Raw genomic sequence first — 25,193 nt, 5'->3', positions numbered from 1 at the left:
CCGCGCGGGGCCGCCCGGTCCAGGACCGGGCCCGCGCGGCGGGATTGACGCTTTGTCGACAATTCATAAGATTTCTCGCCCGAGACTGCCCGCCCAGGGCCCTCGGGCGGCCCGCGCGGGGCGCCGGGGCGCGTAGGTTGGTCGCTGTTGTCCCGCCCCATCGAGCGCACCGGACCCCCGGGCGCGCTCCCGCGCCGCCCACGGAGCAGCATTGGCACGCAAGATCGGCAGCCGGTACACCGTCCACCAGGTGATCGGCCGGGGTTCGGCCGGGACGGTCTGGCTCGGTGAGGGGCCCGACGGCCCGGTGGCGGTCAAGCTGCTGCGCGAGGACCTGGCCGCCGACCAGGTGCTGGTCGGCCGCTTCGTCCAGGAGCGCGCCGCGCTGACCAGCCTCGACCACCCCCGGGTGGTCGGCGTGCGCGACATGGTCGTGGACGGCAGCGACCTCGCCCTGGTGATGGAGCTGGTCCAGGGCACCGACCTGCGCTCCCGGCTGGAGCGCGACGGCGCGCTCCCGCCGCAGACCGCCGCCTCGGTCATCGCGGACGTCGCCGACGGCCTGGCCGCCGCGCACGCCGCCGGCATCGTCCACCGCGACGTCAAGCCGGAGAACGTCCTGCTCGACCTCGCCGCCGCCCCGGGCCCCGGCGGCGCCCCGCGCGCCAAGCTCACCGACTTCGGCGTGGCCCGCCTGGTCGACGCCCCGCGCCGCACCCGGGCCACCCGGATCATCGGCACCCCCGACTACCTCGCCCCGGAGATCATCGAGGGCCTGGAGCCGCGCGCCGCCGTCGACATCTACGCCCTCGCCACCGTGCTGTACGAGCTGCTGGCCGGGTTCACCCCGTTCGGCGGCGGCCACACCGGCGCGGTGCTGCGCCGGCACGTCACCGAGCAGGTGCCGCCGATCCCGGGCCTGCCGGACGGGCTGTGGCGGATCATCTCCGAGTGCCTGGCCAAGGCCCCGGCCTCCCGGCTGCGGGCCGCCGAGCTGGCCGCCCGGCTGCGCGAGCAGCTGCCCTCGCTGGCCGGCCTGCCGGTGCTGGCCGTCCCCTCCCAGGGCCGTGCCCCGGCGGAGGAGGCGCTGACCCCCGGTGAGGCCGTGTACGCCGAGGTGGACGCCGGCCCGGGCATCCACAAGCGCCGCCGGGGCCCGGCCGTCCCGCTGGTGCCCGGCGTCGCCCCCGACTCCACCCGGGACACCCACACCAGCCTGCGCCGCCCCTCCGCGGACGAGCTGGCCGCGTACGCCGCGGAGTCCCGCGCCCAGCGCACCGCCCCGGGCACCGGGCACCGCCGGGACCGGCAGGCGCTGCTGCGCCGCCGCCGGCTGCTGGCCGTCCTGCTGGCCACCGTCCTGCTGCTGGCGGGCGCCGCCGCGGCCTGGACGGCCTTCGCGGCCACCGCCCCGGACGCCGGCCACCCGGCCCGCCCGACGGTGTCCGGCACGGCCCCGCGGGCGCCGTAGAGGGCCGTCGGGCGGGTACCGCGAGAGCCAGAGGACCCCGGTGTCGTCATGACCACCCCCGGAACCATTACCCTGGGGGCGTGGCAGCCGTCGATCCTTCCGAAGAGCTCAAGAACCTCGAATCGACCATGGGGTCGATCGAGGCCGTCCTCGACCTGGACAAGATCCGGGCCGACATCGCTGTCCTGGAGGAGGCGGCAGGCGCCCCCAACCTGTGGGACGACATCGCGAACGCGCAGAAGGTGACCAGCCGGCTCTCCTTCCTCCAGGGTGAACTGCGCAAGGTCGAGGGCCTGCGCAGCCGTATCGACGACCTGGGCGTGCTGTTCGAGCTGGCCGAGGCCGAGGACGACGCGGACACCCGGGTCGAGGCCGAGTCCGAGCTCGTCTCCCTCCAGAAGGCGGTCGAGGAGCTGGAGGTCCGCACCCTCCTGTCCGGCGAGTACGACGCCCGCGAGGCGCTGATCAACATCCGTGCCGAGGCCGGTGGCGTCGACGCCGCCGACTTCGCCGAGCAGCTGATGCGCATGTACCTGCGCTGGGCCGAGCGGCACGGGTACCCCACCGAGGTGTACGACACCTCGTACGCCGAAGAGGCCGGCATCAAGTCCGCGACCTTCACGGTCAAGGCGCCGTACGCCTACGGCACCCTGTCGGTCGAGCAGGGCACCCACCGCCTGGTCCGCATCTCGCCCTTCGACAACCAGGGCCGCCGGCAGACCTCCTTCGCCGGTGTCGAGGTGCTCCCGGTCGTCGAGCAGTCCGACCACGTCGACATCGACGAGGGCGACCTGCGGATCGACGTCTACCGCGCCTCCGGTCCCGGCGGCCAGGGCGTCAACACCACCGACTCGGCGGTGCGCATCACGCACCTCCCGACCGGTGTCGTGGTCTCCTGCCAGAACGAGCGCTCGCAGATCCAGAACAAGGCGTCCGCGATGAACGTCCTCCAGGCGAAGCTGCTGGAGCGGCGCCGCCAGGAGGAGCGGGCGGCGATGGACGCGCTCAAGGACAGCGGCAGCTCCTGGGGCAACCAGATGCGCTCCTACGTGCTGCACCCGTACCAGATGGTCAAGGACGTCCGGACCGAGTACGAGGTCGGCAACCCGCAGGGCGTGCTGGACGGCGACATCGACGGCTTCATCGAGGCCGGCATCCGCTGGCGCAAGCAGCGCGAGACCGCCGCGCAGTAGGCGCCGACGGACGAAACAGGGCCCCCGACCGCAGTGGTCGGGGGCCCTTTCGTGTGCCTCGGTGGGTTCAGGCCAGTGCCTGCCGGGCGATCAGCGCCACCGCGAGCAGACCGGCCAGCAGGGCCAGCAGCATCGCGGGGGAGAGCGCCGCGAACGGACCCTGCTGCTCCTGCAGCCGGGCCCGGTTGGCGCGGCAGACCGCGCAGCGCCCGTCACTCACGCGGCCGTTGCAGTTGGCGCACACCAGATGGTCGCAGGTCATGCGATCTCCTCCTCGCTGCTACAGCCAACGCACCGGACGGGGCTTTGGTTCCTCTTCTTGCCCTGTGCGGGGGAGCGCCCGAACACGGGGACGCCACCTCCACTCTGCCAGGTTCTGACCGTTCCGGCTCCCGGGCTGTGAGATGCCTCCCAATTTTCGGGGCATAACCAGACATTCTCCCCCAGATTCCGACGGCTGTCCTGGGCGGGCCCTGCACGCCGACCGCCGATTCGCGTATGGTCCCAGACCGGGAGCGGCCCTTTCCGCTCCCGCCACCCGCCCCAGGGCCGGGCGCCCGGGGTGGATCGACCGAGGACTGGCGCCGCCTAGGATGGCCTCCGTGATGCAGCCGTGATCAGATTCGACAACGTCTCCAAGACCTATCCCAAGCAGAACCGTCCCGCCCTGGACAACGTCTCGCTGGAGATCGAGAAGGGTGAGTTCGTCTTCCTGGTCGGCTCGTCCGGCTCGGGTAAGTCCACCTTCCTGCGCCTGTGCCTGCGCGAGGAGCGTCCCTCCACGGGCGAGGTGCACGTGCTGGGCAAGGACCTCGGCAAGCTGTCCAACTGGAAGGTGCCGCACATGCGCCGCCAGCTGGGCACCGTCTTCCAGGACTTCCGCCTGCTGCCCAACAAGACGGTCGCGCAGAACGTCGCCTTCGCCCTCGAAGTGATCGGCAAGCCCAAGAGCGCCATCAACAAGGTGGTGCCCGAGGTGCTGGAGCTGGTCGGCCTCGGCGGCAAGGAGGACCGCATGCCGGGCGAGCTCTCCGGCGGTGAGCAGCAGCGCGTGGCGATCGCCCGCGCGTTCGTGAACCGTCCGATGCTGCTGATCGCGGACGAGCCCACCGGCAACCTCGACCCGCAGAACTCGGTCGGCATCATGAAGCTGCTCGACCGCATCAACCGCACCGGCACCACGGTGCTGATGGCCACCCACGACCAGGCCATCGTCGACCAGATGCGCAAGCGCGTCATCGAGCTCGACAAGGGGCTGCTCGTCCGCGACCAGGCCCGCGGCGTCTACGGATACCAGCACTGACCGACCGGCGCAGCCGGCGCTGAACCCGTAGGGCCGTCCGCCCGCGTCGCCAGACCAGCAGTACCGACCCTGGAGTTGTTACCCGCATGCGTGCCCAGTTCGTCCTGTCGGAGATCGGTGTGGGTCTCCGCCGCAACCTGACGATGACCATCGCGGTCGTGGTCAGTGTCGCGCTCTCCCTCGCCCTGGCCGGTTCCTCGCTCCTGGTCCGTGACCAGGTGAACTCCATGAAGGGGTACTGGTACGACAAGGTCGAGGTGAGCATCTACTTCTGCACCAAGTCGGACGCGCGCAACTCGCCGCAGTGCGACAAGGGTGCGGCCACCGACCAGCAGGTGCAGGACATCAAGGCCCAGCTGGACAAGATGGACTCGGTGGTCCAGTCGTCGACCTTCGAGAGCTCCGCCGAGGCGTACAAGCACTGGAAGGAGATGAACCCGGACAACCCGCTCATCTCCGTCCTGGGCCCGGACGCGATGCCGCAGTCCTGGCGGGTCAAGCTGAACGACCCGACCAAGTACGACGTCATCCAGAGCGCCTTCGCCGGCAAACCCGGCGTCAAGTCGGTGGAGGACCAGCGGAAGATCCTGGAGAACCTGTTCGGCCTGCTCAACGGCCTCCAGACGGCGGCCTTCGTGATCATGGTGCTGATGCTGTTCGTCGCCCTGCTGCTGATCGTCAACACCGTCCGGGTGTCGGCGTACAGCAGGCGGCGCGAAACCGGCATCATGCGCCTGGTCGGTGCCTCGAACTTCTACGTCCAGATGCCGTTCATCGCCGAGGCCGCGTTCTCCGCGCTGCTCGGCGCGGCCATGGCCTCCGGGCTGCTGGTCGGCGGGCACTTCTTCGTCCAGAACTGGCTGGCCGACCGGGTGCAGTTCATCCACTTCATCGGCCTCGGCTCGGTGCTCGCGGTGATACCGCTGCTGATCGTGGTCGGTATGGGCATGGCCGGCGTGGCGGCGTTCTTCACCCTGCGCAAGTACCTCAAGGTCTGACCATCCCCGGCCCCGGCGGCCCCGGACGGCACTGCGCCGTCCGGGGCCGCCGCCGTTTCGCCCGCCGTTGCGGCCCGTCGGGCCCGACGCGGTGTCTACACTCCGGTGCCATGCTGGAAACTCCGCGCAGGGCACGTCAGGTGGCCACCCTCAGCCTGGTGTTCGGCGTCGTGCTGATCGCCGGGGCCGCCACTGGCGCCTGGGGCGACCCGCCGCGGCGCCCGGCCGCCGGTGCCGCCCCGGTCGCGGGCGCCGCCCCGGGCCTCCCGGCGGACCCGGCCGGCACCGCCCTGTCCGAGCAGCAGGCCGAGCACCTGCTCGGGGCCAACGGCGACCGTTGGGGCGCCTACTACAGCGCCCAGGAGTATGCCGCGTTCAGCCAGGGACTGGACGGCCGCTACCTGGGCGTCGGGCTCTCGGTCGGCCGCGGCCAGGACGGCGTCACCGCGATCTCCCAGGTGGCGCCCGCAGGGCCCGCCGCCACGGCCGGGATCGAGGCCGGCGACCGGCTGCTGCGGATCGACCAGGACCAGGCCGACCACCTGCCGGTCACCGAGGTGGTGGCCCGGCTGCGCGGGCGCGACGGCGAGCGCGGGGTGGGCTCCGAGGTCACCCTCGCCGTGCGGCGCGGTGTCGGCGAGGTCCGCGAACTGCGGCTGCGGCGGGCCCTGTTGGACAGCCAGCAGGTCACCGCCGAGCAGTTGGAGAAGGGCGTGCTGCGGATCGCCGTGCGGGCCTTCACCAGCGGCGTGACCGATCAGGTGCGCGCCGCGCTGCGCGCCCCGCACGCCGGTGTGGTGCTCGATCTGCGCGGCAACTCGGGCGGGTTGGTCGAGGAGGCCGCCGGCACTGCCGGGATCTTCCTGGACGGCGGAGCGGTCGGCTCGTACCAGGAGCGCGGCGAGACCCGGGAGTTGACCGCCCCGCCCGGGGGCGACCAGCGCACCCCGCTGGTGGTGCTGGTCGACGGCGGCACGATGAGCGCCGCCGAACTGCTCACCGGCGCGCTCCAGGACCGCAGCCGCGCCGTGGTGGTCGGCTCCCGGACCTTCGGCAAGGGCACCGTCCAGCAGCCCAGCCGGCTCGCCGACGGCGCCGTGCTGGAGCTGACCGTCGGCCGCTACTACACCCCGGCCGGCCGCTCCCCGGAGGGCACCGGCCTGACCCCGGACGTCCCGGCGGCGGCTGGCGAGGACGCCGACGCGCTCGCCCTGCGGGTGCTGGCCGGGCTCGGTACCCGGGCCTAAAGGGGCTGCCCCGAACCGGCCGAAGTGCGAGAATGGCCGCGCTATGGCAAAGGAAACCGGACAGAAGCTGATCGCGCAGAACAAGAAGGCGCGACACGAGTACACGATCCTCGACACCTACGAGTGCGGCCTCGTGCTCACCGGTACGGAGGTGAAGTCACTGCGCGAGGGGCGGGCCAACCTGGTCGACGGCTACGCCTACATCCAGAACCACGAGGCCTGGATCGACAACGTGTTCATCCCCGAGTACACCCAGGGGACGTGGACCAACCACGCGGCCCGGCGCAAGCGCAAGCTGCTGCTGCACCGGCTGGAGATCCGCAAGATCGAGAGCACGGTCCGCGACGCGGGCCACACGCTCGTCCCGCTCTCGCTGTACTTCAAGGACGGCCGGGTGAAGCTCGAACTGGCGCTCGCGGTCGGCAAGAAGCTGTACGACAAGCGGCAGACGCTGCGCGAGAAGCAGGACACCCGCGAGACGGCCCGTGCGGTGGCGGCCGCCCGGCGGCGCCAGCGTTAATCCGCTGGACCCTCACCCGCTGCCTCGCGTACTATGGCGGCAGCAACACGGACGGTCACCGTCCGGCTGTTTCTCAACAAAACATGGGGATGATCGGTTTCGACAGGGGATGTTGAAACAGGGGAAGCGAGCCGAGGAACGCGGCAATGATCTCGTTAACCACGTGTCGCAAAAAAATAATCGCCAACTCTAAGCGCGATTCCCAGCAGTTCGCTCTCGCTGCCTAATAAGCACCGATAGCGCTTGGGTGTCAGACCGGGGAGTTCCCGACCCGGACCCTGGCATAATCTAGGGAACTCAACCGTCCACCCGGGCTGCGAGGGTGGATGGGAAATCAAACAGCAGCTGGGCCTGTTGGCGGCTTGTCCGTGTGACTGCCAGGGCCGAGAAAATCACAGCGGACTGCGCTCGGAGAAGCCCTGAATTAACTCCACTGGACCCGGGTTCGATTCCCGGCATCTCCACCACCCCATGTTGACAGTGAAGGCCGTCCACCGCTTTGCGGTGGGCGGCCTTCACGTTTACCCCGGTTGGGGCGTAGGATCATCCGTCCGCTCGTTTTCCGGAGCCGGATTCCGCCGCTACCACCGAGGCCATGCAGAGCAACACGGACACCACCGCCGCCACCGACCGCGAGACCGCGCGCGAGCGCGAGATCGCCGGTGAGCAGCAGCACCTCGACACCGTCTACCGCCGGCTGGAGGAGAAACTCGCCGAGGCCGAGTACATCCTGGAGGACGCCGCCAAGCGGGTCCACGTCGGCACCCCCGGCGCGCTCGCCGAGCGCGACGCCCAGGTCTACCGGGCCGGCGCCCACCTCCAGCGCCTGAACAACGAGTTCGAGGACTTCCTGTTCGGCCGGATCGACCTCCAGCGGGCGGACGCCCCGGAGGAACACGGCATCCCCTCCGACACGCCGCTCGACCCGGCCGACCCGGCCGTCGCCGAGACCCTGCACATCGGCCGTCTGGGCGTGCTGGATGCCGAGTACGGTCCGCTGGTGATCGACTGGCGGGCGCCCGCCGCCGCGCCGTTCTACCGCGCCACCCCGGTCGAGCCGGGCCGGGTGGTCCGCCGCCGGGTGATCCGGTCCAAGGGGCGCCGGGTGATCGGCGTCGAGGACGACCTGCTGCGTCCCGACCTCACCCCGACCCTGAACGGCCGGGAGCTGGCGGTGGTCGGCGACGGCGCGCTGATGGCCTCGCTCGGCCGCGCCCGCAGCCACTCGATGCGCGACATCGTCTCCTCCATCCAGAAGGAGCAGGACGAGGTGATCCGGGCGGCCGCCGCCGGCGCCACGCTCGTCACCGGCGGCCCGGGCACCGGCAAGACCGCCGTGGCCCTGCACCGCGCCGCGTACCTGCTGTACCAGGACCGCCGCCGCTACGCCGGGGGCATCCTGGTGGTCTCGCCGACCCCGCTGCTGGTCTCCTACACCGAGGGCGTGCTGCCCTCGCTCGGCGAGGAGGGGCAGGTCGCCATCCGCGCGGTCGGCTCGCTGGTGGACGGCATCGAGGCGGGCACCTACGACAGTCCGGAGGCGGCCCGGGTCAAGGGCTCGGGCCGGATGGTTCAGCTGCTGCGCCGGGCGGCCCGGGCCGCGCTGGAGCTGGGCGCGCCGCAGGAGCTGAAGGTGGTCGCCCGCGGCGAGGTGCTCAAGCTGGACGCGGGCCGACTCAAGGCCGTGCGCGGCAACGTGATCGGCTCCGGCGGCACCCCGCTGAACCTGCTGCGCCCGCGCGCCCGCCGCCTGCTGCTGGACGCCCTGTGGCAGGAGGTCACCCGGCACCTGCCGAAGCCGACCGACCACTACGCCCGCGAGCAGCGCCAGGAGGAGAAGGAGTCCTTCGACGAGTACGTCTCGGACGAGGCGTCGTTCCTGGACTTCCTGGACGCCTGGTGGCCCGCCGTGACCCCGCGCCGGGTGCTCGGCACGCTCAAGCAGCACCGGCACATCAACCGGATCGCCCGCCGCGCCGTCTCCCCGGACGAGGCGAGGCTGCTGGCGGCGTCCTGGCGCCGGCTGTCCCCGAACGGCGAGGGCGCGCTGTCCGCGCACGACGTCGCGCTGGTGGACGAGCTCCAGGTGCTGCTCGGCGAGGCGGCCCGGCCGAAGGTGCGCGAGGTGGACGCGGTGGACCTGCTGAGCGGGCTGGAGGAGGTCACCACCTTCGCCGACCGCAGCTCCCGCCAGCGCGAGCGCGTCCCCGTCGAGCGCACCGAGTACGCGCACGTGATCGTGGACGAGGCGCAGGACCTCACCCCGATGCAGTGGCGGATGATCGGCCGCCGGGCCCGGATGGCGACCTGGACGATCGTCGGCGACCCGGCGCAGTCCTCCTGGCCGTTCCCGCAGGAGGCGCAGGCCGCGCTGGACGAGGTGCTGTCCGGCAAGCCGCGCCGCCGCTTCACGCTGACCGTCAACTACCGCAACCCGGCGGAGATCGCCGAGGTCGCGGCCAAGGTGCTGGCGCTGGCCGCGCCGGGCACCCCGTCGCCGACCGCGGTGCGCCGGGTCGGCGTCGAGCCGCGCTTCGCGGCCGTCGTGGACCCCGCCCCGGAGGCCTTCGGCGCGGCGGCCCGGGCGGAGCTGGAGCGGCTGCTGGGCGAGGTGGACGGCACCGTGGCGATCGTGGTGCCGATGGACCGCCGGGCCGAGGCGGCCGGCTGGGCCGAGGGCCTGGGCGAGCGGGCGGTGGTGCTGGGCAGCCTGGAGGCGAAGGGTCTGGAGTACGACGCGACCGTGGTGGCCGACCCGACCGGCATCGCCGGCGAGTCGGAGGCCGGCCTGCGGGTGCTGTACGTGGCGCTCACCCGGGCGACCCAGCGGCTGACCGTGCTGTCCGGTCCGGACGACCTGCCGGACGCGGCCGGCGTGCCCGCGCTGCTGCACGGCTGACGGCCGGTCCGCCGGACGAAGAAGGCCCCTCACCGGATGGTGAGGGGCCTTCAGACGTTAGTGACACCGACCCGCCATGCTCGCCTCGCGGCAAGTGGTCCCTCGAAGGGACGAAGGTTGGGCCCGGGGGCTTGGATCGAGCCGGTGTCCCGTCCAATGTAACGCATCGGCCCGGAGAGGCAAGAAGTTGTCGGGTCCGCACACTCAATGAACGTTATTTCTGGCTATCCCTTGGAAGGTGCGACGATCGAGGTCTAGCATGCGCAGGCGATGCCTTCAACAAAATGTTGAACCTGCCGCACGGACGGAAGAAGGAAGCGTCGATGGCGACGGTGCCCAGTGTCTCCAACTCGATCACGGTGCGGCTGGAGGTCCCGGCCCGGGGCAACGCCGTCAGTGCGATCACCACGGCCGTGGAGTCCTCCGGCGGTTCGGTGACCGGTCTCGACGTCACCGCCTCCGGCCTGGAGGCGCTGCGGATCGACGTGACGGTGGCGGCCTCCTCGGTCGCGCACGGCGAGGAGATCGTCGAGAAGCTGCGGGCGATCGACGGCGTGTCGATCGGCAAGGTCTCGGACCGCACCTTCCTGATGCACCTCGGCGGCAAGATCGAGATGTCGTCCAAGCTCCCGATCCGCAACCGTGACGACCTCAGCATGATCTACACCCCGGGCGTCGCCCGGGTCTGCATGGCGATCGCCGAGAACCCCGAGGACGCCCGCCGCCTCACCATCAAGCGCAATAGCGTCGCTGTGGTCACCGACGGCTCGGCGGTGCTGGGCCTGGGCAACATCGGCCCGGCCGCCGCGCTGCCGGTCATGGAGGGCAAGGCGGCCCTGTTCAAGCGCTTCGCCGGGATCGACGCCTGGCCGATCTGCCTGGACACCCAGGACACCGACGAGATCGTGGCCATCGTCAAGGCGATCGCCCCCGGCTTCGCGGGCATCAACCTGGAGGACATCTCCGCGCCGCGCTGCTTCGAGATCGAGGCCCGGCTGCGCGAGGCCCTGGACATCCCGGTCTTCCACGACGACCAGCACGGCACCGCGATCGTGGTGCTGGCCGCCCTCACCAACGCGCTGAAGGTGGTCGGCAAGGAGATCAGCGACATCCGGGTGGTGATGTCGGGCGCCGGCGCCGCCGGTACCGCGATCCTCAAGCTGCTGCTGGCGGCCGGCGTCGAGCACGCCACCGTGGCGGACGTGCGCGGTGTGGTCCACCAGGGCCGGGAGGACCTCAACGACAGCCTGCGCTGGATCGCCGAGCACACCAACCGCTCGGGCCGCACGGGCAGCCTCAAGGAGGCCGTGGCGGACGCCGACGTCTTCATCGGCGTCTCGGCCCCGAACGTCCTGGACGGCGACGACCTGGCCACCATGGCCGAGGACTCGATCGTCTTCGCGCTGGCCAACCCGGACCCGGAGGTCGACCCGGCCATCGCCCGGCAGACCGCCGCCGTGGTCGCCACCGGCCGCAGCGACTTCCCCAACCAGATCAACAACGTGCTGGTCTTCCCGGGTGTCTTCCGCGGCCTCCTGGACGCCCAGAGCCGCACCGTCAACACCGAGATGATGATCGCCGCCGCCCGGGCGCTGGCCACCACCGTCGCCGACGACGAGCTGAACGCCAACTACATCATCCCGAGCGTCTTCCACAAGGACGTCGCCAAGACGGTCGCCTCGGCGGTGCGCGAGGCGGCGCTGGCGGGCGTCCAGGAGAGCACGGAGCCGGCCCGTCCGACCCCGGGAATCGTCGGCACGCTCGACGCCTCCTCCTTCCCCACCGTCAAGCTCTGACCGGCGAGGCGGCCGACGTGTCGCTGATCGGTCAAATGTCCGAATAGCGGCCTTACCCGCCCGAGCCCGCCCCGAACCCTTGCGACACAAGGGCGAGGGGCGTGTTTGGGCTTGTCGTGCCTAGGGCGTACGGTAGCCCTGCACGGGGCAGGCGTGTCCGACAAGTACGGAACGTCCCCCTGGTCTTCCGGCGCGTCATCCCGACCGCCGCCCGGGCCCGGTCCGCCGGAGCCGACGGAGCGTCACACCTCCAACGGGTGGGGTTCGTTCGGGTGTCGTGGCCGGGGCCCGATTGGCTTTCTCGGGGCTGGTCGGGGCAGGATTCGTATCCAGGCAGGCGGACGGGCCTTCGACGGCACCGGCGCGCGGCATCGGGTACGGACCCGGCCTGCGACCACGCATTGCCTGCATGAGCACAGTGTGCGGACCTGCGGCCTATCCGGGTGCCCCCCGGTGGGAGTACCGATGGGCCCCCGCACACCGCAAGCGAACAGACCACAGGAGTACACATGAACCGCAGTGAGCTGGTGGCCGCGCTGTCCGAGCGCGCCGAGGTGACCCGCAAGGACGCCGACGCCGTTCTGGCCGCCTTCGCCGAGATCGTCGGCGAGGTCGTCGCCAAGGGCGACGAGAAGGTCACCATCCCCGGTTTCCTGACCTTCGAGCGCACCCACCGCGCCGCCCGCACCGCCCGCAACCCGCAGACCGGTGAGCCGATCCAGATCGCGGCCGGCTACAGCGCCAAGGTGAGCGCCGGCTCCAAGCTGAAGGAAGCCGCCAAGGGCGCCTGAACCACCCCTTGAACGCCCGAGAGGCCGGGCTCCCCTTCTGGGGAGCCCGGCCTCTCGTCGTGGGCCCGCGGGCCCGTGGCCCGGTGGGCCCTGCGGATCAGGCGTCGACCAGCTGCTCGGACGGCAGCTCGACGTGGGCGCCCAGGTCGCGCAGCTTGTCCATGAAGTTCTCGTAGCCGCGGTTGATCAGGTCGATGCCGTGCACGGTCGAGGTGCCCTCGGCCGCCAGCGCCGCGATCAGGTACGAGAAGCCGCCGCGCAGGTCGGGGATGACCAGCTCGGCGCCCATCAGCTTGGACGGGCCGGAGACGACCGCCGAGTGCAGGAAGTTGCGCGCGCCGAAGCGGCACGGGGTGGCGCCCAGGCACTCGCGGTACAGCTGGATGTGTGCACCCATCTGGTTGAGCGCGCCGGTGAATCCGAGCCGCGACTCGTACACCGTCTCGTGGACGATGGACAGGCCGGTGGCCTGGGTCAGGGCGACGACCAGCGGCTGCTGCCAGTCGGTCTGGAAGCCCGGGTGCACGTCGGTCTCCAGGGCGATCGCCTTGAGCTCGCCGCCCGGGTGCCAGAAACGGATGCCCTCGTCCTCCACCTCGAAGGCGCCGCCGACCTTCCGGAAGGTGTTCAGGAAGGTCATCATCTCCAGCTGGCGGGCGCCGCGGACGTAGATGTCGCCCCTGGTGGCCAGCGCCGCGCAGGCCCAGGAAGCGGCCTCCAGGCGGTCCGGCAGCGCGCGGTGGGTGTAGCCGCCCAGCTCGTCGACGCCGGTGATCAGGATGGTCCGGTCGGTGCCCAGGGTGATGATCGCGCCCATCTTCTGCAGCACGCAGATCAGGTCGACGATCTCCGGCTCGATGGCCGCGTTGCGCAGCTCGGTGACGCCCTCGGCGAGGACGGCGGTGAGCAGCACCTGCTCGGTCGCGCCGACCGAGGGGTAGGGCAGCTCGATCTTGGTGCCGCGCAGGCGCTGCTGGGCGACCAGGTAGGTGCCCTGCGGGTGCTTCTCGATGGTGGCGCCGAACTGGCGCAGCACCTCGAAGTGGAAGTCGACCGGACGGCCGCCGATGTCGCAGCCGCCCAGGCCCGGGATGAAGGCGTGGCCGAGGCGGTGCAGCAGCGGGCCGCAGAACAGGATCGGGATCCGCGAGGAGCCCGCGTGCGCGTCGATGTCGGTGACGTTCGCACTCTCCACGTGCGACGGGTCGAGGATCAGCTCGCCGTCCTCGTCGCCGGTCCGCACGGTGACCCCGTGCAGCTGGAGCAGTCCGCGGACCACCTTGACGTCGCGGATGTCCGGGACGTTGCGCAGTCTGCTGGGGCCCTGGCCGAGGAGGGCGGCGACCATGGCCTTGGGCACCAGGTTCTTCGCACCGCGGACGCGGATCTCGCCTTCGAGCGGGTTTCCGCCGTGGACCAGCAGGACGTCGTCGGTCATCGTTCTCGCAATCCGGGGTGCCAGAGGAGTGGGAAGGCTCCGGTAGAGAGCCGGTGGTGGACCGGTTGGTACGGGCGCGCTCGGGCCCCCGGCAAAACCGAGTCGGCACCGTAGAAGGGCGTCCACCATCCGTAGATGGTAGTGGGCGTGCCGATGGTTCCCGTGAGCCTCTCCCGTGATGGTCCTCTCTCCGGGCTCGCTCCCGCCCGCCGGAGGGGCCGTTCGGGTGTTTGTCCGGCGTGGCGGGGTTTCGATCGTTGAGGTGTCCGACTCCGGCCGTTCTGCGGGATCATGTGGGCATGACGGCGGCCCACTCGCACGCAGGACGGTCCCACACCGGCCGTCTGCTCGTCGCGACGCCCCTGCTCACCGACCCGAACTTCGCCCGGGCGGTGGTGCTGCTCCTCGACCACGACGTCGAGGGGGCGCTCGGCGTGGTCCTCAACCGGCCGACGCCGGTCGAGGTGGGCAGCGTGCTGGACGGCTGGGGGCGGCTGGTCGGGCAGCCCGCCGTGGTGTTCCAGGGCGGACCGGTGGCGCTGGACTCGGCGCTCGGCCTCGCCGTGGCGCCGGGGGAGCCGGGCACCGGCGAGCCGCTCGGCTGGCGGCGGGTGCACGGCGCGATCGGCCTGGTGGACCTGGAGGCGCCGCCCGAGGTGCTGGCCGGCGAGCTGGGCGCGCTGCGGATCTTCGCCGGGTACGCCGGCTGGTCGCCGGGCCAGCTGGAGACGGAACTGGGGAGCGGCGCCTGGTACCTGGTGGACTGCGAGCCGGGGGACATCTCCAGCCCGGAACCGGAGCGGCTGTGGCGCTCGGTGCTGCGCCGCCAGCGCGGCCCGCTGGCGCTGCTCGCGACCTATCCGGACGACCCGACGCTGAACTGACGTACGGGCCGCCGTCGCGATACTGGCCGGGTTTCGCGGGGCGCCCATAGACTTGGCACCTATGAGCACTCTTGAGCCCGAGCGCGGCCTCGGCACCGGCACCTTGGTCGAGCCAGTCCCCCAGGTGTCCCACGGGGACGGCGACCACGAGCGCTTCGCGCACTACGTCCAGAAGGACAAGATCATGGAGAGCGCGCTCTCCGGCTCGCCCGTGGTGGCGCTCTGCGGCAAGGTCTGGGTGCCCGGGCGCGACCCGAAGAAGTACCCGGTCTGCCCGATGTGCAAGGAGATCTACGACGGCATCGGCAAGCCGCAGGGCGGCGACGACAACAACGGCGGCAAGTAGCACCGACCGCCGCGGGCCGGTGCCCGGCGCCGTTGCGCACGGTGTGGTTGTGCACAGCGCCGTTTTGCATAGTGCCGCGTTTCCGAAGTGGTCTATGCCAGTCGTCCGGGGCGGGGGCAGGATGTCGGAATGGACCTCATTCCCGTGCCTTCGAGTGCCGTCCGCCGCCCGGACGAGGACTTCCCCCTCGACGACGCCACCACGCTGACCGCGCCGCCCGGGCTGGCCGACGCCGAGCGGTGGCTGCGCACCGCGCTGTCCGCGGCCACCGGGCTGCCGCTCGGCCCGGGCCGGCCGGGCGCGGGCATCGAACTGGTCCAGGACGACGCGCTGGCCGCCGAGGCGTACCGGATCACGGTGCGCCGCGGCCACGCCCTGATAGCCGCGGGCGGGCCGGCCGGTGCGCTGTGGGGGGCGCAGACCCTGCGGCAGCTGCTCGGCCCGGACGCCTTCCGCCGTTCCCCGCTGCGCGGCACCGGCTGGGTGCTGCCCGGCGCGGACATCGAGGACGCCCCGCGGTTCGGCTGGCGCGGTGCGCTGCTCGACGTCGCCCGGCACTTCCTGCCCAAGTCGGACGTGCTGCGCTTCGTCGACCTGCTGGCCGCGCACAAGCTCAACGTGTTGCACCTGCACCTGACCGACGACCAGGGCTGGCGGGTGGAGATCAAGCGCTACCCCGGCCTGACCGAGCGCGGCGCCTGGCGGGACCGCTCGATGGTCGGCTACCGGGCCGGCCAGCGCCGCGACGACCGCCCGCACGGCGGCTACTACACCCAGGACGACCTGCGCGAGATCGTCGCCTACGCGGCCGCGCGCGGGGTCACCGTCGTCCCGGAGGTCGACCTGCCCGGGCACACCCAGGCCGCCGTCGCGGCCTACCCCGAGCTGGGCAACACCGACGTGGTGGACACCGCGGCGCTCGGCGTCTGGACGGACTGGGGCGTCAGCCACAACGTGCTCAACGCCTCCGAGGACACCCTGCGCTTCTTCGAGGGCGTGCTGGAGGAGGTCCTGGAACTCTTCCCGTCCGAGTTCATCCACCTCGGCGGCGACGAGTGCCCCAAGGAGCAGTGGAAGGACAGCGCGGCCGCCCAGGCGCGGATCCGCGAGCTCGGCCTGGCCAACGAGGACGAGCTGCAGAGCTTCGTGATCCGGCACTTCGACCGCTGGCTGGCCGAGCGCGGCCGCCGGCTGATCGGCTGGGACGAGATCCTGGAGGGCGGGCTCGCCCCGGGCGCCGCCGTCTCCTCCTGGCGCGGGTTCGGTGGCGGGATCGCCGCGGCCAAGGCCGGGCACGACGTGGTGATGTGCCCCGAGCAGCACGTCTACTTCGACCACCGGCAGGCCGACGGCCCGGACGAGCCGATCCCGGTCGGCTTCGTGCGCACGCTGGAGGACGTGTACCGCTTCGAGCCGGTGCCCGGGCAGCTGGACGAGACCGCGGCCCGGCACGTGATCGGCACCCAGGCCAACCTGTGGAGCGAGTTCATGGACAGCGCCCGGGACATCGACTACCGGGCCTTCCCCCGGTTGGTGGCCTTCGCCGAGGTCGCCTGGTCCGACCTGCCCACCGATCCGGCCGAGCGCGACTACGCCGGCTTCCAGCACCGGCTGGAGGCGCACCTGAAGGTGCTGGACGCGCTCGGCGTGGAGTACCGCCCGGCGGACGGCCCGCACCCCTGGCAGCGCTGGCCTGGGGTGGCCGGCCGGCCGATCGAGGGCCCGCCGCCGGTGCGCTGAGCGCGACGGACTCGTTCCGGCGGGAACTTCTGAGTGGTCATCTGACGTCAAGAACAGATGAACATCTGCCCTGGTCCGGTTCGGGCCGGGGCAGATACCGCCCGGTATCCGTCCCAATCGGGCAGTCCCGTTCACCTGCCCCGAAATGATCATCGAGCATTGTGTGCCAGAGTTGCCCAACCCGGCCCGATCGCCCGTACCCTACGGGCCAGGCCGGGCTGCTGACGCGGACACCACGGCCGAAGGCCGCGGGCGGCAGCCGATCGATGAGCAAGTGGAGCACGGTGGGACCCAGGTGAACCGGACGATCATGCTGCCGGCCTCCCTCGACGAGGCCGTCGACGCGCTGGCCGCCACCCCGGCCGCGGTACCGGTGGCCGGAGCCACCGACCTGATGGAAGCCGTCAACGCCGGACGGCTACGCCCCGCCGCCCTGGTCGGCCTCGGCCGGATCACCGAACTGCGCGGCTGGCGCTACGAGGACGGCGGCACCGCCGTCCTCGGCGCCGGACTCACCCACGCCCGGATGGACCGCCCCGACTTCGCCGCGCTCATCCCCGCGCTCGCGGACGCCGCCCGCACCGCCGGCCCGCCGCAGGTCCGCAACGTCGGCACCCTCGGCGGCAACATCGTCACCGCCGCCCCGGCCGGCGACACCCTCCCGGTGCTCACCGCCCTGGAGGCCAGCGTCACCCTCGCCCGGGCCGGCGCCAGCCGCGAGGTGCCGGTCAGTCACCTGCTCACCGGCCTCGACCCGGTGCGCCCCGGCGAACTCCTCACCTGGGTGCGCGTCCCGCTGCTGCACGCCCCGCAGGTCTTCCTCAAGGCCACCGGCCGCAGCGGCCCGGCCCGCGCCACCGCCTCCGTCGCGCTGGTCCTCGACCCCGCCCGGCGCGCCGTGCGCTGCGCGGTCGGCGCCGTCGCACCGGTGCCGCTGCGCCCGCTGGAGGCCGAGGCCTGGGTCGCCGGCTGCATCGACTGGGACGGCAGCCGGGAGATCGACCCGGCCGCGACCGCCGCCTTCGGCGAGTACGTGGCCACCGCCTGCGTCCCCGACAGCTACGGCGCCGAAGGCGCCTGGGAGGCCGTGACCGAGGGGCCGAGCGCGGCCGCCGTTCGGCTGCGGCGTACCGTATCGGTGCTGGCCCGACGGGCACTGGGAAGGGCGCTGAAGTGACCACAGACCCCATCGAGACCCTCGACGCCGACCCGCTCGGCCTCACCCCGCAGGTCAGTCGCGAGCTGCGCCCGTGCGCCTCGTACACCTTGCGGGTCAACGGTTTCGAACGGCCCGTCACCGACGCCTGGATCGGCGAGAGCCTGCTCTACGTGCTGCGCGAGCGGCTCGGCCTGGCCGGTGCCAAGGACGGCTGCGAGCAGGGCGAGTGCGGGGCCTGCTCGGTGCAGGTGGACGGCCAGCTGGTGGCCGGCTGCCTGGTGCCCGCCGCGCTGGCCGCCGACAGCGAGATCAACACCGTCGAGGGCCTGTCGGCCGCCGGCGGCGCGAGCGACGTCCAGCAGGCGCTGGCCGAGTCCGGCGCGGTGCAGTGCGGCTACTGCACCCCCGGCATGGCGATGGCGGTGCACGACCTGCTCCAGCGCAACCACCGCCCGACCGAGGTCGAGGCCCGCCAGGCGCTCTGCGGCAACCTCTGCCGCTGCACCGGCTACCGCGGCGTGCTGGCCGCCGTCCAGAGCATCGCCGACGCGCGCGCCGAGGACGCCGAGGAGACGGAGGAAGCGGCCTCTCCGGTCGCCGCCCAGGCCGCCGCCCCGGTCGCGGGACAGCCCGCCGAACAGCCCGCCGGGGAAGCGGCCGCCGGACCGGAGCCGGCCGCCGAACCGCCGGTCTACGCCGACGCCGACGCCTGGATCGAGCACGTCCCGCAGCCGCCCGCCGAGCAGCCCCCGGCCGGCACCGACCAGCCGTACGGCGACGGCCAGGGCGGCTACGACACCGGCGTGTACGACACCGCCGTCCTGACGCCGGTCCAGGGCATCCCCGCCCAGACCGCCGACGACCAGGTGTACTACCCGCCCCAGGGCTACCCCGAGCAGCCGTACCAGGGCACCCCCGCCCACGGCACCTACGTGCCCGGCGGCTACCCGCAGCAGAACGGCTACGACGCCGGGTACGACGCCCCGGTCTACGAACCCACCCCCGCGCACGGCACGCCGCTGCCCGGGGCCGCCTTCGACGGCACGCCCCCGCACGGCACGCCGTACGTCGCCACGCCCCCGCACGGCACGCCGTACGTCGCCACGCCCCCGCACGGCGCTCCGGCCGGCGGCACCGCCCCGGCCGGCGTCCCGTACGGCGCCACCCCCGCCCACGGCATCCGGCTCCCCGAGGACGACCACGCATCATGACGTCGCCTACCGACATCGGCGCAGCACTCCAGCAGGACGGCGGCGAGGGCGGCGCACCGGAGCCGTTCGGCCTGGGCAGCTCACCGCTGCGCAGCGACGCGCTGCCCAAGGCGCTCGGCATCTACCCGTACGCGGCCGACCTGTGGGCCGAGGGGCTGCTCTGGGGCGCGGTGCTGCGCTCGCCGCACCCGCACGCCCGGATCAGGGGCATCGACACCGCGGCCGCGCTCGCGCTGCCCGGCGTGCACGCCGTGGTCACCGCCGCCGACCTGCCGCCCGGCCCGGACGGAACCCCGGACGGCGCCCCGGCCGGGCCGATCGTCGCCGACCGGCCGGTGCTGGCCGCGGGCGTGGTGCGCCACCACGGCGAGCCGATCGCCGCGGTGGCCGCCGACCACCCGGACACCGCCCGGCTGGCGGTCGGTCTGATCGCGGTCGACTACGAGCCGCTGGAGGCCGTCACCGACCCCGAGCAGGCCTTCACCGCCCCGTCGCTGCACCCGGACGGCAACCTGTTCCGCCACCTGCCGCTGCGCACCGGGGACCCGGACGCGGCCGGCGAGATCATCATCGAGGGCCTCTACCAGGTCGGCCGTCAGGACCCGGCCCCGCTCGGGGCCGAGGCCGGGCTGGCCGTGCCGCGCCCGGACGGCGGCGTCGAACTGCACCTGTCCTCCACCGACCCGCACGGCGACCGCGACCGCACCGCCGCCTGCCTCGGCCTGGAGCCCGACCGGGTCCGGCTGGTGGTCACCGGCGTGCCCGGGGCCACCACCGACCGCGAGGACCTCTCCTTCCAGGTCACCCTGGCGCTGCTGGCGCTGCGCACCGGCCGCCCGGTGAAGATGACCCTCACCCGCGAGGAGTCCTTCCACACCCACCCCTCGCGCCACCCCGCGCTGCTGCGCTACCGCCACCACGCCGACGCCGAGGGCACCCTGGTGAAGGTCGAGGCGCAGATCCTGCTGGACGGCGGCGCGTACGCGGACGTCTCCGCCGAGGCGCTGGCCGCCGCCACCGCGTTCTCGGTCGGCCCGTACGTCTGCCCGAACGTCTTCGTGGACGCCTGGGCGGTGCGCACCAACAACCCGCCGGCCGGGCGGATGCGCGGCGAGGGCGCGTTGCAGGCCTGCTTCGCCTACGAGTCGCAGCTGGACCAGCTGGCCGCCCGGATCGGCGTGGACCCGGTGGAGATCCGCCGCCGCAACGCGATGGCCACCGGCGACCCGATGCCCACCGGACAGGCCGTCACCTGCCCGGCGCCGGTCGGCGCGCTGCTGGAGGCCGTCGCGGCCGAGCCGCTGCCGGCCCTGCCGGTGGACGACCCGGACGCCGAGTGGCTGCTGCCGGGCGGGCCCGGTGGGGCCGGCGACCCGGCGGCGGTGCGGCGCGGGATCGGCTACGCCGTCGGCATGGTGCACATGCTCGGCGCCGAGGGCGAGGACGAGGTCTCCACCGCCACCGTGCGGGTCAGCGGCGACCACGCCACGGTGATCTGCGCGGCCGTCGACTCCGGACAGGGCTTCGCCACGCTGGCCCGGCAGATCGTGCAGACCGTGCTGGGCGTCAGCGAGGTGTACATCGCGCCGGCCGACAGCGACCAGTCCATCGCCGGTCCCTCCGCCCGTGGCCGGCACACCTGGGTCTCCGGCGGCGCCGTCGAGCGCGCCGCGCTGATGGTCCGCCACCAGCTGCTCCAGCCGATCGCCGCCAACTTCGGGATGTCGGTGGAACTGCTGCAGATCGCCGACGGCAAGATCACCTCGTACGACGGGGTGCTCGGCATGCCGGTCGCCGAGGCGCTGGAGGGCAAGGAGCTCTGGGCGACGGCCCAGTGCCGCCCGCACCCCACCGAGCCGCTGGACGAGTCCGGGCAGGGCGACGCCTTCGTGTCGATCGCGTTCTGCGCGATGCGCGCGGTGGTGGACGTGGACATCGAGCTGGGCGCCGTCCGGGTGGTCGAGATGACGGTCGCCCAGGACGTCGGCCGGGCGCTGAACCCGCGGCAGATCGAGGACCGGATCGAGGCGGGCGTGGCCCAGGGCGTCGGCCTGGCGCTGCTGGAGGACCTGCGCACCGAGGGCGGCGTGCTGCTGAACCCCTCGCTCACCGGCTACCGGCTGCCCACCGCGCTGGACACCCCGCAGGTGCGCATCGCCGCCCTGCTGGAGGAGCGGGACGTGGTCGCCACCTTCGGGGCCAAGGCGGTCAGCGCCGCCCCCGCGGTGGTCGCCCCGGCGGCCGTGGCCGCCGCCGTCCGGGCGGCCACCGGCCTGCCGGTCGGCCGGCTGCCGATCCGGCCGGAGGACGCGGTCGCGGTCTGACGGGCGGGGGCGGCGGCTTCGGCCGACCGCCCCGGAAATACCGGAAACAGGAATTGCCGGTCGACGGAATGTCGACCGGCAATTCCATTTCCGGCGAGGCCATGACGGGAATCGAACCCGTGTACACCGCTTTGCAGACGGTTCCCTAAGCCACTCGGGCACACGGCCAGTGAATTCATAGTGGCGGAATGCGCGGGGGGCCGTCAACGGCGGAATGTAAATTCTGTATGGCGGCTTGTGCTACGGTCGGAACCAGGTGGTCGGTTGCCCGGCCGCCCCGGACGAGCGCGTCGTACCCGGTGACGACAAGACGGCGCAGTTCAGCGGCAATCCGGCCGCTGTGGACTGCGGAGGTAGGCCGTCATGGCATGGCTCGTTCTGATCATCTCGGGTGTCCTGGAGACCGTGTGGGCGGTGGCCCTGGAGTCGTCCAAGGGCTTTTCCCGGCTCACCCCCAGCCTCGTCTTCGGTGTGGCCCTGCTGCTGAGCATGGGCGGGCTGGCGTACGCGATGCGCACCATTCCGATCGGCACCGGCTACGCGGTCTGGGTCGGCATCGGTGCGGTCGGCACCGCGCTCTACGGCATGGCCGTCCTGGGGGACGCGGTGACGGCGGCCCGGATCGGCTGCCTGCTGCTCATCGTCTCCGGCGTGGTCGGCCTGAAGGTGCTCCACTGACCGCCGCCTGAGCTTCGCCCGCCCTTCCCCCGACCCCGGTCCTAGGCCCAGCGACCTAGCTGGTCACCGACTCGGGTCAGGGGTCATGAAGGCAGACGGCCCTTACGATGTTACGTATGACCACTGCCTCCCCCACCTCGGTCGACTCCGCCTCGATACCCTCCGAACTCGACCCAGGTGGCGGGGTCCTCAGCGGCCGCTACCGCGCTCTGACGCTGGGGATCGTGTCGGTGGTCCTGGTGATCGCCTTCGAGGCGACCGCCGTCAACACCGCGATGCCGACCGCGGCCCGCCAGCTGAACGGCATCGGGCTGTACGCCTTCGCCTTCTCCGGCTACTTCACCACCACGCTGTTCGCGCTGGTCGTCTCCGGGCAGTGGTGCGACCGGCGCGGGCCGATGCAGCCGCTGTTCACCGGCATCGCGGTGTTCGGTGTGGGCCTGGTGGTGGCCGGGACGGCGCCGGGCATGTGGGTGTTCGTGGCCGGGCGGGCGATCCAGGGCCTGGGCGGCGGGCTGGTGATCGTCGCGCTGTACGTGGTGGTCGGCCGGGCCTACCCGGAGCGGCTGCGGCCGGCGGTGTTCGCGGCCTTCTCCTCGGCCTGGGTGCTGCCCTCGATCATCGGGCCGCTGGTCTCCGGCGCGATCACCCAGCACCTCGGCTGGCGCTGGGTGTTCCTGGCCGTGCCGGTGCTGATCCTGCTGCCGCTGGCCGTGATGGGCCCCGCGCTGACCCGCTCCGAGCGGGAGCACCCGGTGGCCAGGGGCTCGGACTTCGACCGCCGGCGCACCCTGCTGGCCGCGATGGCGGCGCTCGGTGCCGGCCTGCTGCAGTACGCGGGCGGGCGGCACGACCTGATCGGGCTGCTCCCCGGGATCGTCGGGGCGGCGCTGCTGGTGCCGGCCGTCCTGGGGCTGTTGCCCGAGCGGACCCTGCGGGCAGGGCGGGGGCTGCCGGCGGTGATCCTGCTGCGCGGACTGGCGGCCGGGGCGTTCCTCGGGGCCGAGGCCTTCGTTCCGCTGATGATGACCACCGAGCGCGGCCTCTCGCCGACGATGTCGGGGCTCACCCTGACCAGCGGCGGGCTCACCTGGGCGCTGGGCTCCTGGCTACAGGGGCGGCCGGGAGCCGAGCGCTACCGCGAGGCGATGATCCGGGGCGGGTTCGTGCTGACCGCGGTGGCGATCGCGGGCGCCGCGCTGGTGCTGGTCCCGGCGGTGCCGGCCTGGGTGGCGGCGGTGGCCTGGGGCGTCGGCGGCATCGGGATGGGACTGACGGTCGCGAGCGTCAGCGTGCTGATGATGAAGCTCTCCGCGCCGGAGGACGCCGGGGTGAACTCGGCGGCCCTGCAGATGAGCGACGCGCTGGGCAACGTCCTGCTGACGGGCCTGGCGGGGGTGATGTTCGCGGTGCTGGGCGGCGGCTCGCTCGCCGCCGCCCACGAGGGCGCCGGGGCCACCGCCTCGTCCGGGGCCGCCGGCTCGCCCGGGGCCTTCGCGGTGATCCTGCTGGCCATGGCCGGCGTGGCGCTGCTGGGGGCGCTGCTCGCCGGCCGGGTCCGGGCCAGGTCCTGAGGGTCAGCCGGCAGCGGCGGCGGAGGGCACCGGCGGTGCCCCGGGGGTGCCGAGGAAGGCCTCCCAGCCGCCGGTCGGCGCCTGGCCCGGGGCGAGGCCCTGGAGCTTGCGCAGCACCGCCGGGTCCTGGGCGTCCAGCCAGTCCACCAGTTGGCGGAACGAGACCAGCCGGACCTCCGGCTTGTCCGCGATCGTCCGGAGCACGTCCTCGACGGCGTTCATGTAGATGCCGCCGTTCCACTCCTCGAAGTGGTTGCCGATGACGTACGGCGCCCGGTTGCCGTTGTAGGTGCGGTCGAATCCCAGCAGGTAGGAGTCGCGGGCCTGGGCCTGGAAGCCCGGGTAGAGCGCCGGGTCGGCCTTGGTGTTGGGGCCGCACTGGTTGTACATGATGTTGTAGTCCATCGACAGCACCTGGAAGGTGTGCCCGGGGAAGGGGATGGACTGCAGCGGGAGGTCCCAGAGCGCACCGCCCTGGATCTTCTGCGGCCACACCTGGGTGCCGTTGCCGCTGCTGTCGTAGCGCCAGCCGCGCTTGACCGCGGTGGGCAGCAGGTTGCGCTGGCCCTCCAGGCAGGGGGTGCGGCTGCCGATCAGCTCCCTGCGGTAGTCGAAGGGCAGGGCCGGCAGGTCGGTGAAGCCGGTGTTGGTGCGCCAGTTCGTCACGAAGTCCATGGCCTGCTGGATCTCGCTGTCCCACTCCTCCGGGGACCACTTGCCGACGCCGGTGGCGCCGCAGAAGTGGCCGTTGAAGTGGGTGCCGATCTCGTGGCCCTCCAGCCAGGCCGCGTGCACGTTCTCCAGGGTGTCGTGGATGTGCTGGTCGGTGAGGTAGCCGATCTCGGAGGCGCCGACCTTGTGCTGCGGGGGGCGGTAGAGGTCCTTCTTGGACTCGGGCAGCAGGTAGAGGCCGCTGAGGAAGAAGGTCATCGAGGCGTTGTGCTCCTGCGCCAGCCGGCGGAAGCGGGCGAACAGTCCGTTGTCGAGTTCGCCGGCGCCGTCCCAGGAGAAGACCACGAACTGCGGCGGCCGTTCGCCGGCCTTGAGCCGCTCGGGGGTGGGCTGGTGGGGCTGGGCCCCGGTGTCGGAGGTGGAGCCGTCGCCGATCAGGACGGCCTGCTGCTCGGTGGCGTCGGTGGGGTCCGAACTCTGGTCGACGGCCGCGCCGGTGGGGGGAACGGCCGAACCGATCATCGGCTTGTCGGCGCTGTTGCTTCCGCAGCCGGTCGCCAGGGTGGCGGCGGAGGCCGCACCGGCGGCCAGCAGGGTGCGGCGGGAGAGAGCGGCCATGGTCACTCCGTTCATGAGGCGTTCGGCAGGCGTACAGGCGTGCGGAAATCCGGTCGGACAAGTGGGGTGATAGAACCCGTGACCGGGTCAGCATGGCAGCTGGGCTCGATCGGTCGGCCAGGCGCCACTGGCGGTCGTCATCGATCGCCCGATTGACGCAACCGGACCGACCCCCCGCGCCGTCGAAGCTCGTACCGAGGCGTTCCGGTGGCGCCGTCACCTGGGAAACGGCCGTCGCGTTCCGTCACCGGATGCCCACTGGGCGCACGGATTCGGGCGGTTGCCCTGCCGATCGGGGGGTGTCATTACGCCCATCGTGTGGACGTGCTTT

General features: G+C 72.5%; 20 protein-coding genes, 1 tRNA gene, 1 other RNA gene and 1 riboswitch. Of the genes, 18 read left to right on the top strand and 4 right to left on the bottom strand.

Annotated elements, in window-relative coordinates; all coding sequences use genetic code 11:
- Window positions 1-211: 211 nt before the first annotated feature.
- Both ACIOGZ_RS20815 and prfB read left to right on the top strand, forming a co-directional pair.
- Window positions 212-1,471, top strand: a complete 1,260-nt coding sequence (locus ACIOGZ_RS20815) for a serine/threonine-protein kinase (RefSeq protein ID WP_363587364.1) — start codon at window positions 212-214, stop codon at window positions 1,469-1,471.
- Between the two features lie 80 nt (window positions 1,472-1,551).
- Complete coding sequence (prfB, locus tag ACIOGZ_RS20810) at window positions 1,552-2,664, top strand: peptide chain release factor 2 (protein ID WP_363587366.1); 1,113 nt, start codon at window positions 1,552-1,554, stop codon at window positions 2,662-2,664.
- 67 nt (window positions 2,665-2,731) lie between these two features.
- Here prfB and ACIOGZ_RS20805 read toward each other — a convergent pair whose 3' ends face one another.
- Window positions 2,732-2,926, bottom strand: coding sequence for a hypothetical protein (locus ACIOGZ_RS20805; RefSeq protein ID WP_363370334.1), 195 nt, complete (start codon window positions 2,924-2,926; stop codon window positions 2,732-2,734).
- Window positions 2,927-3,277: 351 nt separating this feature from the next.
- Between ACIOGZ_RS20805 and ftsE the strand changes: the two genes are divergently transcribed.
- The 8 genes from ftsE to ACIOGZ_RS20765 all read left to right on the top strand — a co-directional run bounded on the left by ftsE (window position 3,278) and on the right by ACIOGZ_RS20765 (window position 12,218).
- Window positions 3,278-3,967: a cell division ATP-binding protein FtsE gene (gene ftsE, locus ACIOGZ_RS20800; RefSeq protein WP_063349173.1), complete on the top strand. Its 690-nt coding sequence runs from the start codon at window positions 3,278-3,280 to the stop codon at window positions 3,965-3,967.
- A gap of 86 nt (window positions 3,968-4,053) precedes the next feature.
- Window positions 4,054-4,965, top strand: coding sequence for a permease-like cell division protein FtsX (ftsX, locus tag ACIOGZ_RS20795; protein ID WP_350881111.1), 912 nt, complete (start codon window positions 4,054-4,056; stop codon window positions 4,963-4,965).
- 110 nt (window positions 4,966-5,075) lie between these two features.
- A complete protein-coding gene (locus tag ACIOGZ_RS20790) occupies window positions 5,076-6,212 on the top strand; it encodes a S41 family peptidase (protein WP_363628098.1) in 1,137 nt (378 codons plus the stop codon).
- 43 nt (window positions 6,213-6,255) lie between these two features.
- Window positions 6,256-6,732 carry an SsrA-binding protein SmpB gene (gene smpB / locus ACIOGZ_RS20785; RefSeq protein WP_350881115.1) on the top strand — a complete coding sequence of 159 codons (477 nt, stop codon included), beginning with the start codon at window positions 6,256-6,258 and terminating at the stop codon, window positions 6,730-6,732.
- A gap of 85 nt (window positions 6,733-6,817) precedes the next feature.
- Window positions 6,818-7,199: a transfer-messenger RNA gene (gene ssrA, locus ACIOGZ_RS20780) on the top strand.
- A gap of 128 nt (window positions 7,200-7,327) precedes the next feature.
- Window positions 7,328-9,631 (top strand): UvrD-helicase domain-containing protein, encoded by a 2,304-nt coding sequence (locus ACIOGZ_RS20775; protein ID WP_363587207.1) that lies wholly within the window; start codon window positions 7,328-7,330, stop codon window positions 9,629-9,631.
- A 323-nt stretch (window positions 9,632-9,954) separates the two neighbouring features.
- Window positions 9,955-11,427, top strand: a complete 1,473-nt coding sequence (locus tag ACIOGZ_RS20770) for an NAD-dependent malic enzyme (RefSeq protein WP_063349178.1) — start codon at window positions 9,955-9,957, stop codon at window positions 11,425-11,427.
- A 509-nt stretch (window positions 11,428-11,936) separates the two neighbouring features.
- On the top strand, window positions 11,937-12,218 hold the full coding sequence (locus tag ACIOGZ_RS20765) for an HU family DNA-binding protein (RefSeq protein ID WP_030059737.1): 282 nt from the start codon (window positions 11,937-11,939) through the stop codon (window positions 12,216-12,218).
- 97 nt (window positions 12,219-12,315) lie between these two features.
- On the opposite strand, the gene murA is transcribed toward ACIOGZ_RS20765, so the two are convergent.
- Window positions 12,316-13,656 (bottom strand): UDP-N-acetylglucosamine 1-carboxyvinyltransferase, encoded by a 1,341-nt coding sequence (gene murA, locus ACIOGZ_RS20760; protein ID WP_363587206.1) that lies wholly within the window; start codon window positions 13,654-13,656, stop codon window positions 12,316-12,318.
- Window positions 13,657-13,955: 299 nt separating this feature from the next.
- Here murA and ACIOGZ_RS20755 point away from each other — a divergent pair, with 299 nt between their 5' ends.
- The 6 genes from ACIOGZ_RS20755 to ACIOGZ_RS20730 all read left to right on the top strand — a co-directional run bounded on the left by ACIOGZ_RS20755 (window position 13,956) and on the right by ACIOGZ_RS20730 (window position 21,320).
- Window positions 13,956-14,540 (top strand): YqgE/AlgH family protein, encoded by a 585-nt coding sequence (locus tag ACIOGZ_RS20755; RefSeq protein ID WP_063349180.1) that lies wholly within the window; start codon window positions 13,956-13,958, stop codon window positions 14,538-14,540.
- A 61-nt stretch (window positions 14,541-14,601) separates the two neighbouring features.
- A complete protein-coding gene (locus tag ACIOGZ_RS20750; protein WP_063349181.1) occupies window positions 14,602-14,886 on the top strand; it encodes a DUF3039 domain-containing protein in 285 nt (94 codons plus the stop codon).
- Window positions 14,887-15,015: 129 nt separating this feature from the next.
- Window positions 15,016-16,626: a beta-N-acetylhexosaminidase gene (locus ACIOGZ_RS20745; protein ID WP_400810320.1), complete on the top strand. Its 1,611-nt coding sequence runs from the start codon at window positions 15,016-15,018 to the stop codon at window positions 16,624-16,626.
- 310 nt (window positions 16,627-16,936) lie between these two features.
- The gene (locus ACIOGZ_RS20740) at window positions 16,937-17,803 is read left to right on the top strand and encodes an FAD binding domain-containing protein (protein WP_363587211.1); all 867 of its coding nucleotides are present in this window, start codon (window positions 16,937-16,939) and stop codon (window positions 17,801-17,803) included.
- Entirely contained in the window at window positions 17,800-18,996 is a 1,197-nt protein-coding gene (locus ACIOGZ_RS20735; protein WP_400986691.1) for a 2Fe-2S iron-sulfur cluster-binding protein, read from the top strand. Before ACIOGZ_RS20740 ends, ACIOGZ_RS20735 begins: the two co-directional genes overlap by 4 nt.
- Window positions 18,993-21,320: a xanthine dehydrogenase family protein molybdopterin-binding subunit gene (locus ACIOGZ_RS20730; protein WP_079135849.1), complete on the top strand. Its 2,328-nt coding sequence runs from the start codon at window positions 18,993-18,995 to the stop codon at window positions 21,318-21,320. The genes ACIOGZ_RS20735 and ACIOGZ_RS20730 overlap by 4 nt, the downstream gene beginning before the upstream one ends.
- Before the next feature lie 96 nt (window positions 21,321-21,416).
- Here ACIOGZ_RS20730 and ACIOGZ_RS20725 read toward each other — a convergent pair.
- Window positions 21,417-21,488: transfer RNA gene (locus tag ACIOGZ_RS20725), tRNA-Cys, on the bottom strand.
- 85 nt (window positions 21,489-21,573) lie between these two features.
- Window positions 21,574-21,640, top strand: a riboswitch (guanidine-III (ykkC-III) riboswitch).
- A 43-nt stretch (window positions 21,641-21,683) separates the two neighbouring features.
- Here ACIOGZ_RS20725 and ACIOGZ_RS20720 point away from each other — a divergent pair.
- Together ACIOGZ_RS20720 and ACIOGZ_RS20715 are read left to right on the top strand one after the other, a co-directional pair.
- Window positions 21,684-21,998, top strand: a complete 315-nt coding sequence (locus tag ACIOGZ_RS20720; RefSeq protein WP_350881126.1) for an SMR family transporter — start codon at window positions 21,684-21,686, stop codon at window positions 21,996-21,998.
- A 116-nt stretch (window positions 21,999-22,114) separates the two neighbouring features.
- Window positions 22,115-23,572 (top strand): MFS transporter, encoded by a 1,458-nt coding sequence (locus tag ACIOGZ_RS20715; RefSeq protein ID WP_400810315.1) that lies wholly within the window; start codon window positions 22,115-22,117, stop codon window positions 23,570-23,572.
- Between the two features lie 3 nt (window positions 23,573-23,575).
- On the opposite strand, the gene ACIOGZ_RS20710 is transcribed toward ACIOGZ_RS20715, so the two are convergent.
- Window positions 23,576-24,862 carry a hypothetical protein gene (locus ACIOGZ_RS20710; protein WP_363628100.1) on the bottom strand — a complete coding sequence of 429 codons (1,287 nt, stop codon included), beginning with the start codon at window positions 24,860-24,862 and terminating at the stop codon, window positions 23,576-23,578.
- Window positions 24,863-25,193 lie beyond the last annotated feature (331 nt).

This window comes from Kitasatospora sp. NPDC088160 (genome assembly GCF_044741445.1).
Taxonomy (GTDB): domain Bacteria; phylum Actinomycetota; class Actinomycetes; order Streptomycetales; family Streptomycetaceae; genus Kitasatospora.
Note: the sequence above shows the minus strand (reverse complement) of the source record. Positions and strands in the feature narration are given on the sequence as shown.

What these genes read in the sequence shown, in the direction of transcription:
- ACIOGZ_RS20765 (WP_030059737.1), top strand. Translation starts at nt 11,937, where the DNA reads ATGAACCGCAGTGAGCTGGTGGCCGCGCTGTCCGAGCGCGCCGAGGTG.
- ACIOGZ_RS20805 (WP_363370334.1), bottom strand. Translation starts at nt 2,926, where the DNA reads ATGACCTGCGACCATCTGGTGTGCGCCAACTGCAACGGCCGCGTGAGT.
- smpB (WP_350881115.1), top strand. Translation starts at nt 6,256, where the DNA reads ATGGCAAAGGAAACCGGACAGAAGCTGATCGCGCAGAACAAGAAGGCG.
- ftsX (WP_350881111.1), top strand. Translation starts at nt 4,054, where the DNA reads ATGCGTGCCCAGTTCGTCCTGTCGGAGATCGGTGTGGGTCTCCGCCGC.
- ACIOGZ_RS20770 (WP_063349178.1), top strand. Translation starts at nt 9,955, where the DNA reads ATGGCGACGGTGCCCAGTGTCTCCAACTCGATCACGGTGCGGCTGGAG.
- ACIOGZ_RS20740 (WP_363587211.1), top strand. Translation starts at nt 16,937, where the DNA reads ATGCTGCCGGCCTCCCTCGACGAGGCCGTCGACGCGCTGGCCGCCACC.
- murA (WP_363587206.1), bottom strand. Translation starts at nt 13,656, where the DNA reads ATGACCGACGACGTCCTGCTGGTCCACGGCGGAAACCCGCTCGAAGGC.
- ACIOGZ_RS20745 (WP_400810320.1), top strand. Translation starts at nt 15,016, where the DNA reads ATGGACCTCATTCCCGTGCCTTCGAGTGCCGTCCGCCGCCCGGACGAG.
- ACIOGZ_RS20720 (WP_350881126.1), top strand. Translation starts at nt 21,684, where the DNA reads ATGGCATGGCTCGTTCTGATCATCTCGGGTGTCCTGGAGACCGTGTGG.
- ACIOGZ_RS20775 (WP_363587207.1), top strand. Translation starts at nt 7,328, where the DNA reads ATGCAGAGCAACACGGACACCACCGCCGCCACCGACCGCGAGACCGCG.
- ACIOGZ_RS20710 (WP_363628100.1), bottom strand. Translation starts at nt 24,862, where the DNA reads ATGGCCGCTCTCTCCCGCCGCACCCTGCTGGCCGCCGGTGCGGCCTCC.
- ACIOGZ_RS20715 (WP_400810315.1), top strand. Translation starts at nt 22,115, where the DNA reads ATGACCACTGCCTCCCCCACCTCGGTCGACTCCGCCTCGATACCCTCC.
- ACIOGZ_RS20755 (WP_063349180.1), top strand. Translation starts at nt 13,956, where the DNA reads ATGACGGCGGCCCACTCGCACGCAGGACGGTCCCACACCGGCCGTCTG.
- ACIOGZ_RS20750 (WP_063349181.1), top strand. Translation starts at nt 14,602, where the DNA reads ATGAGCACTCTTGAGCCCGAGCGCGGCCTCGGCACCGGCACCTTGGTC.
- ACIOGZ_RS20790 (WP_363628098.1), top strand. Translation starts at nt 5,076, where the DNA reads ATGCTGGAAACTCCGCGCAGGGCACGTCAGGTGGCCACCCTCAGCCTG.
- ACIOGZ_RS20730 (WP_079135849.1), top strand. Translation starts at nt 18,993, where the DNA reads ATGACGTCGCCTACCGACATCGGCGCAGCACTCCAGCAGGACGGCGGC.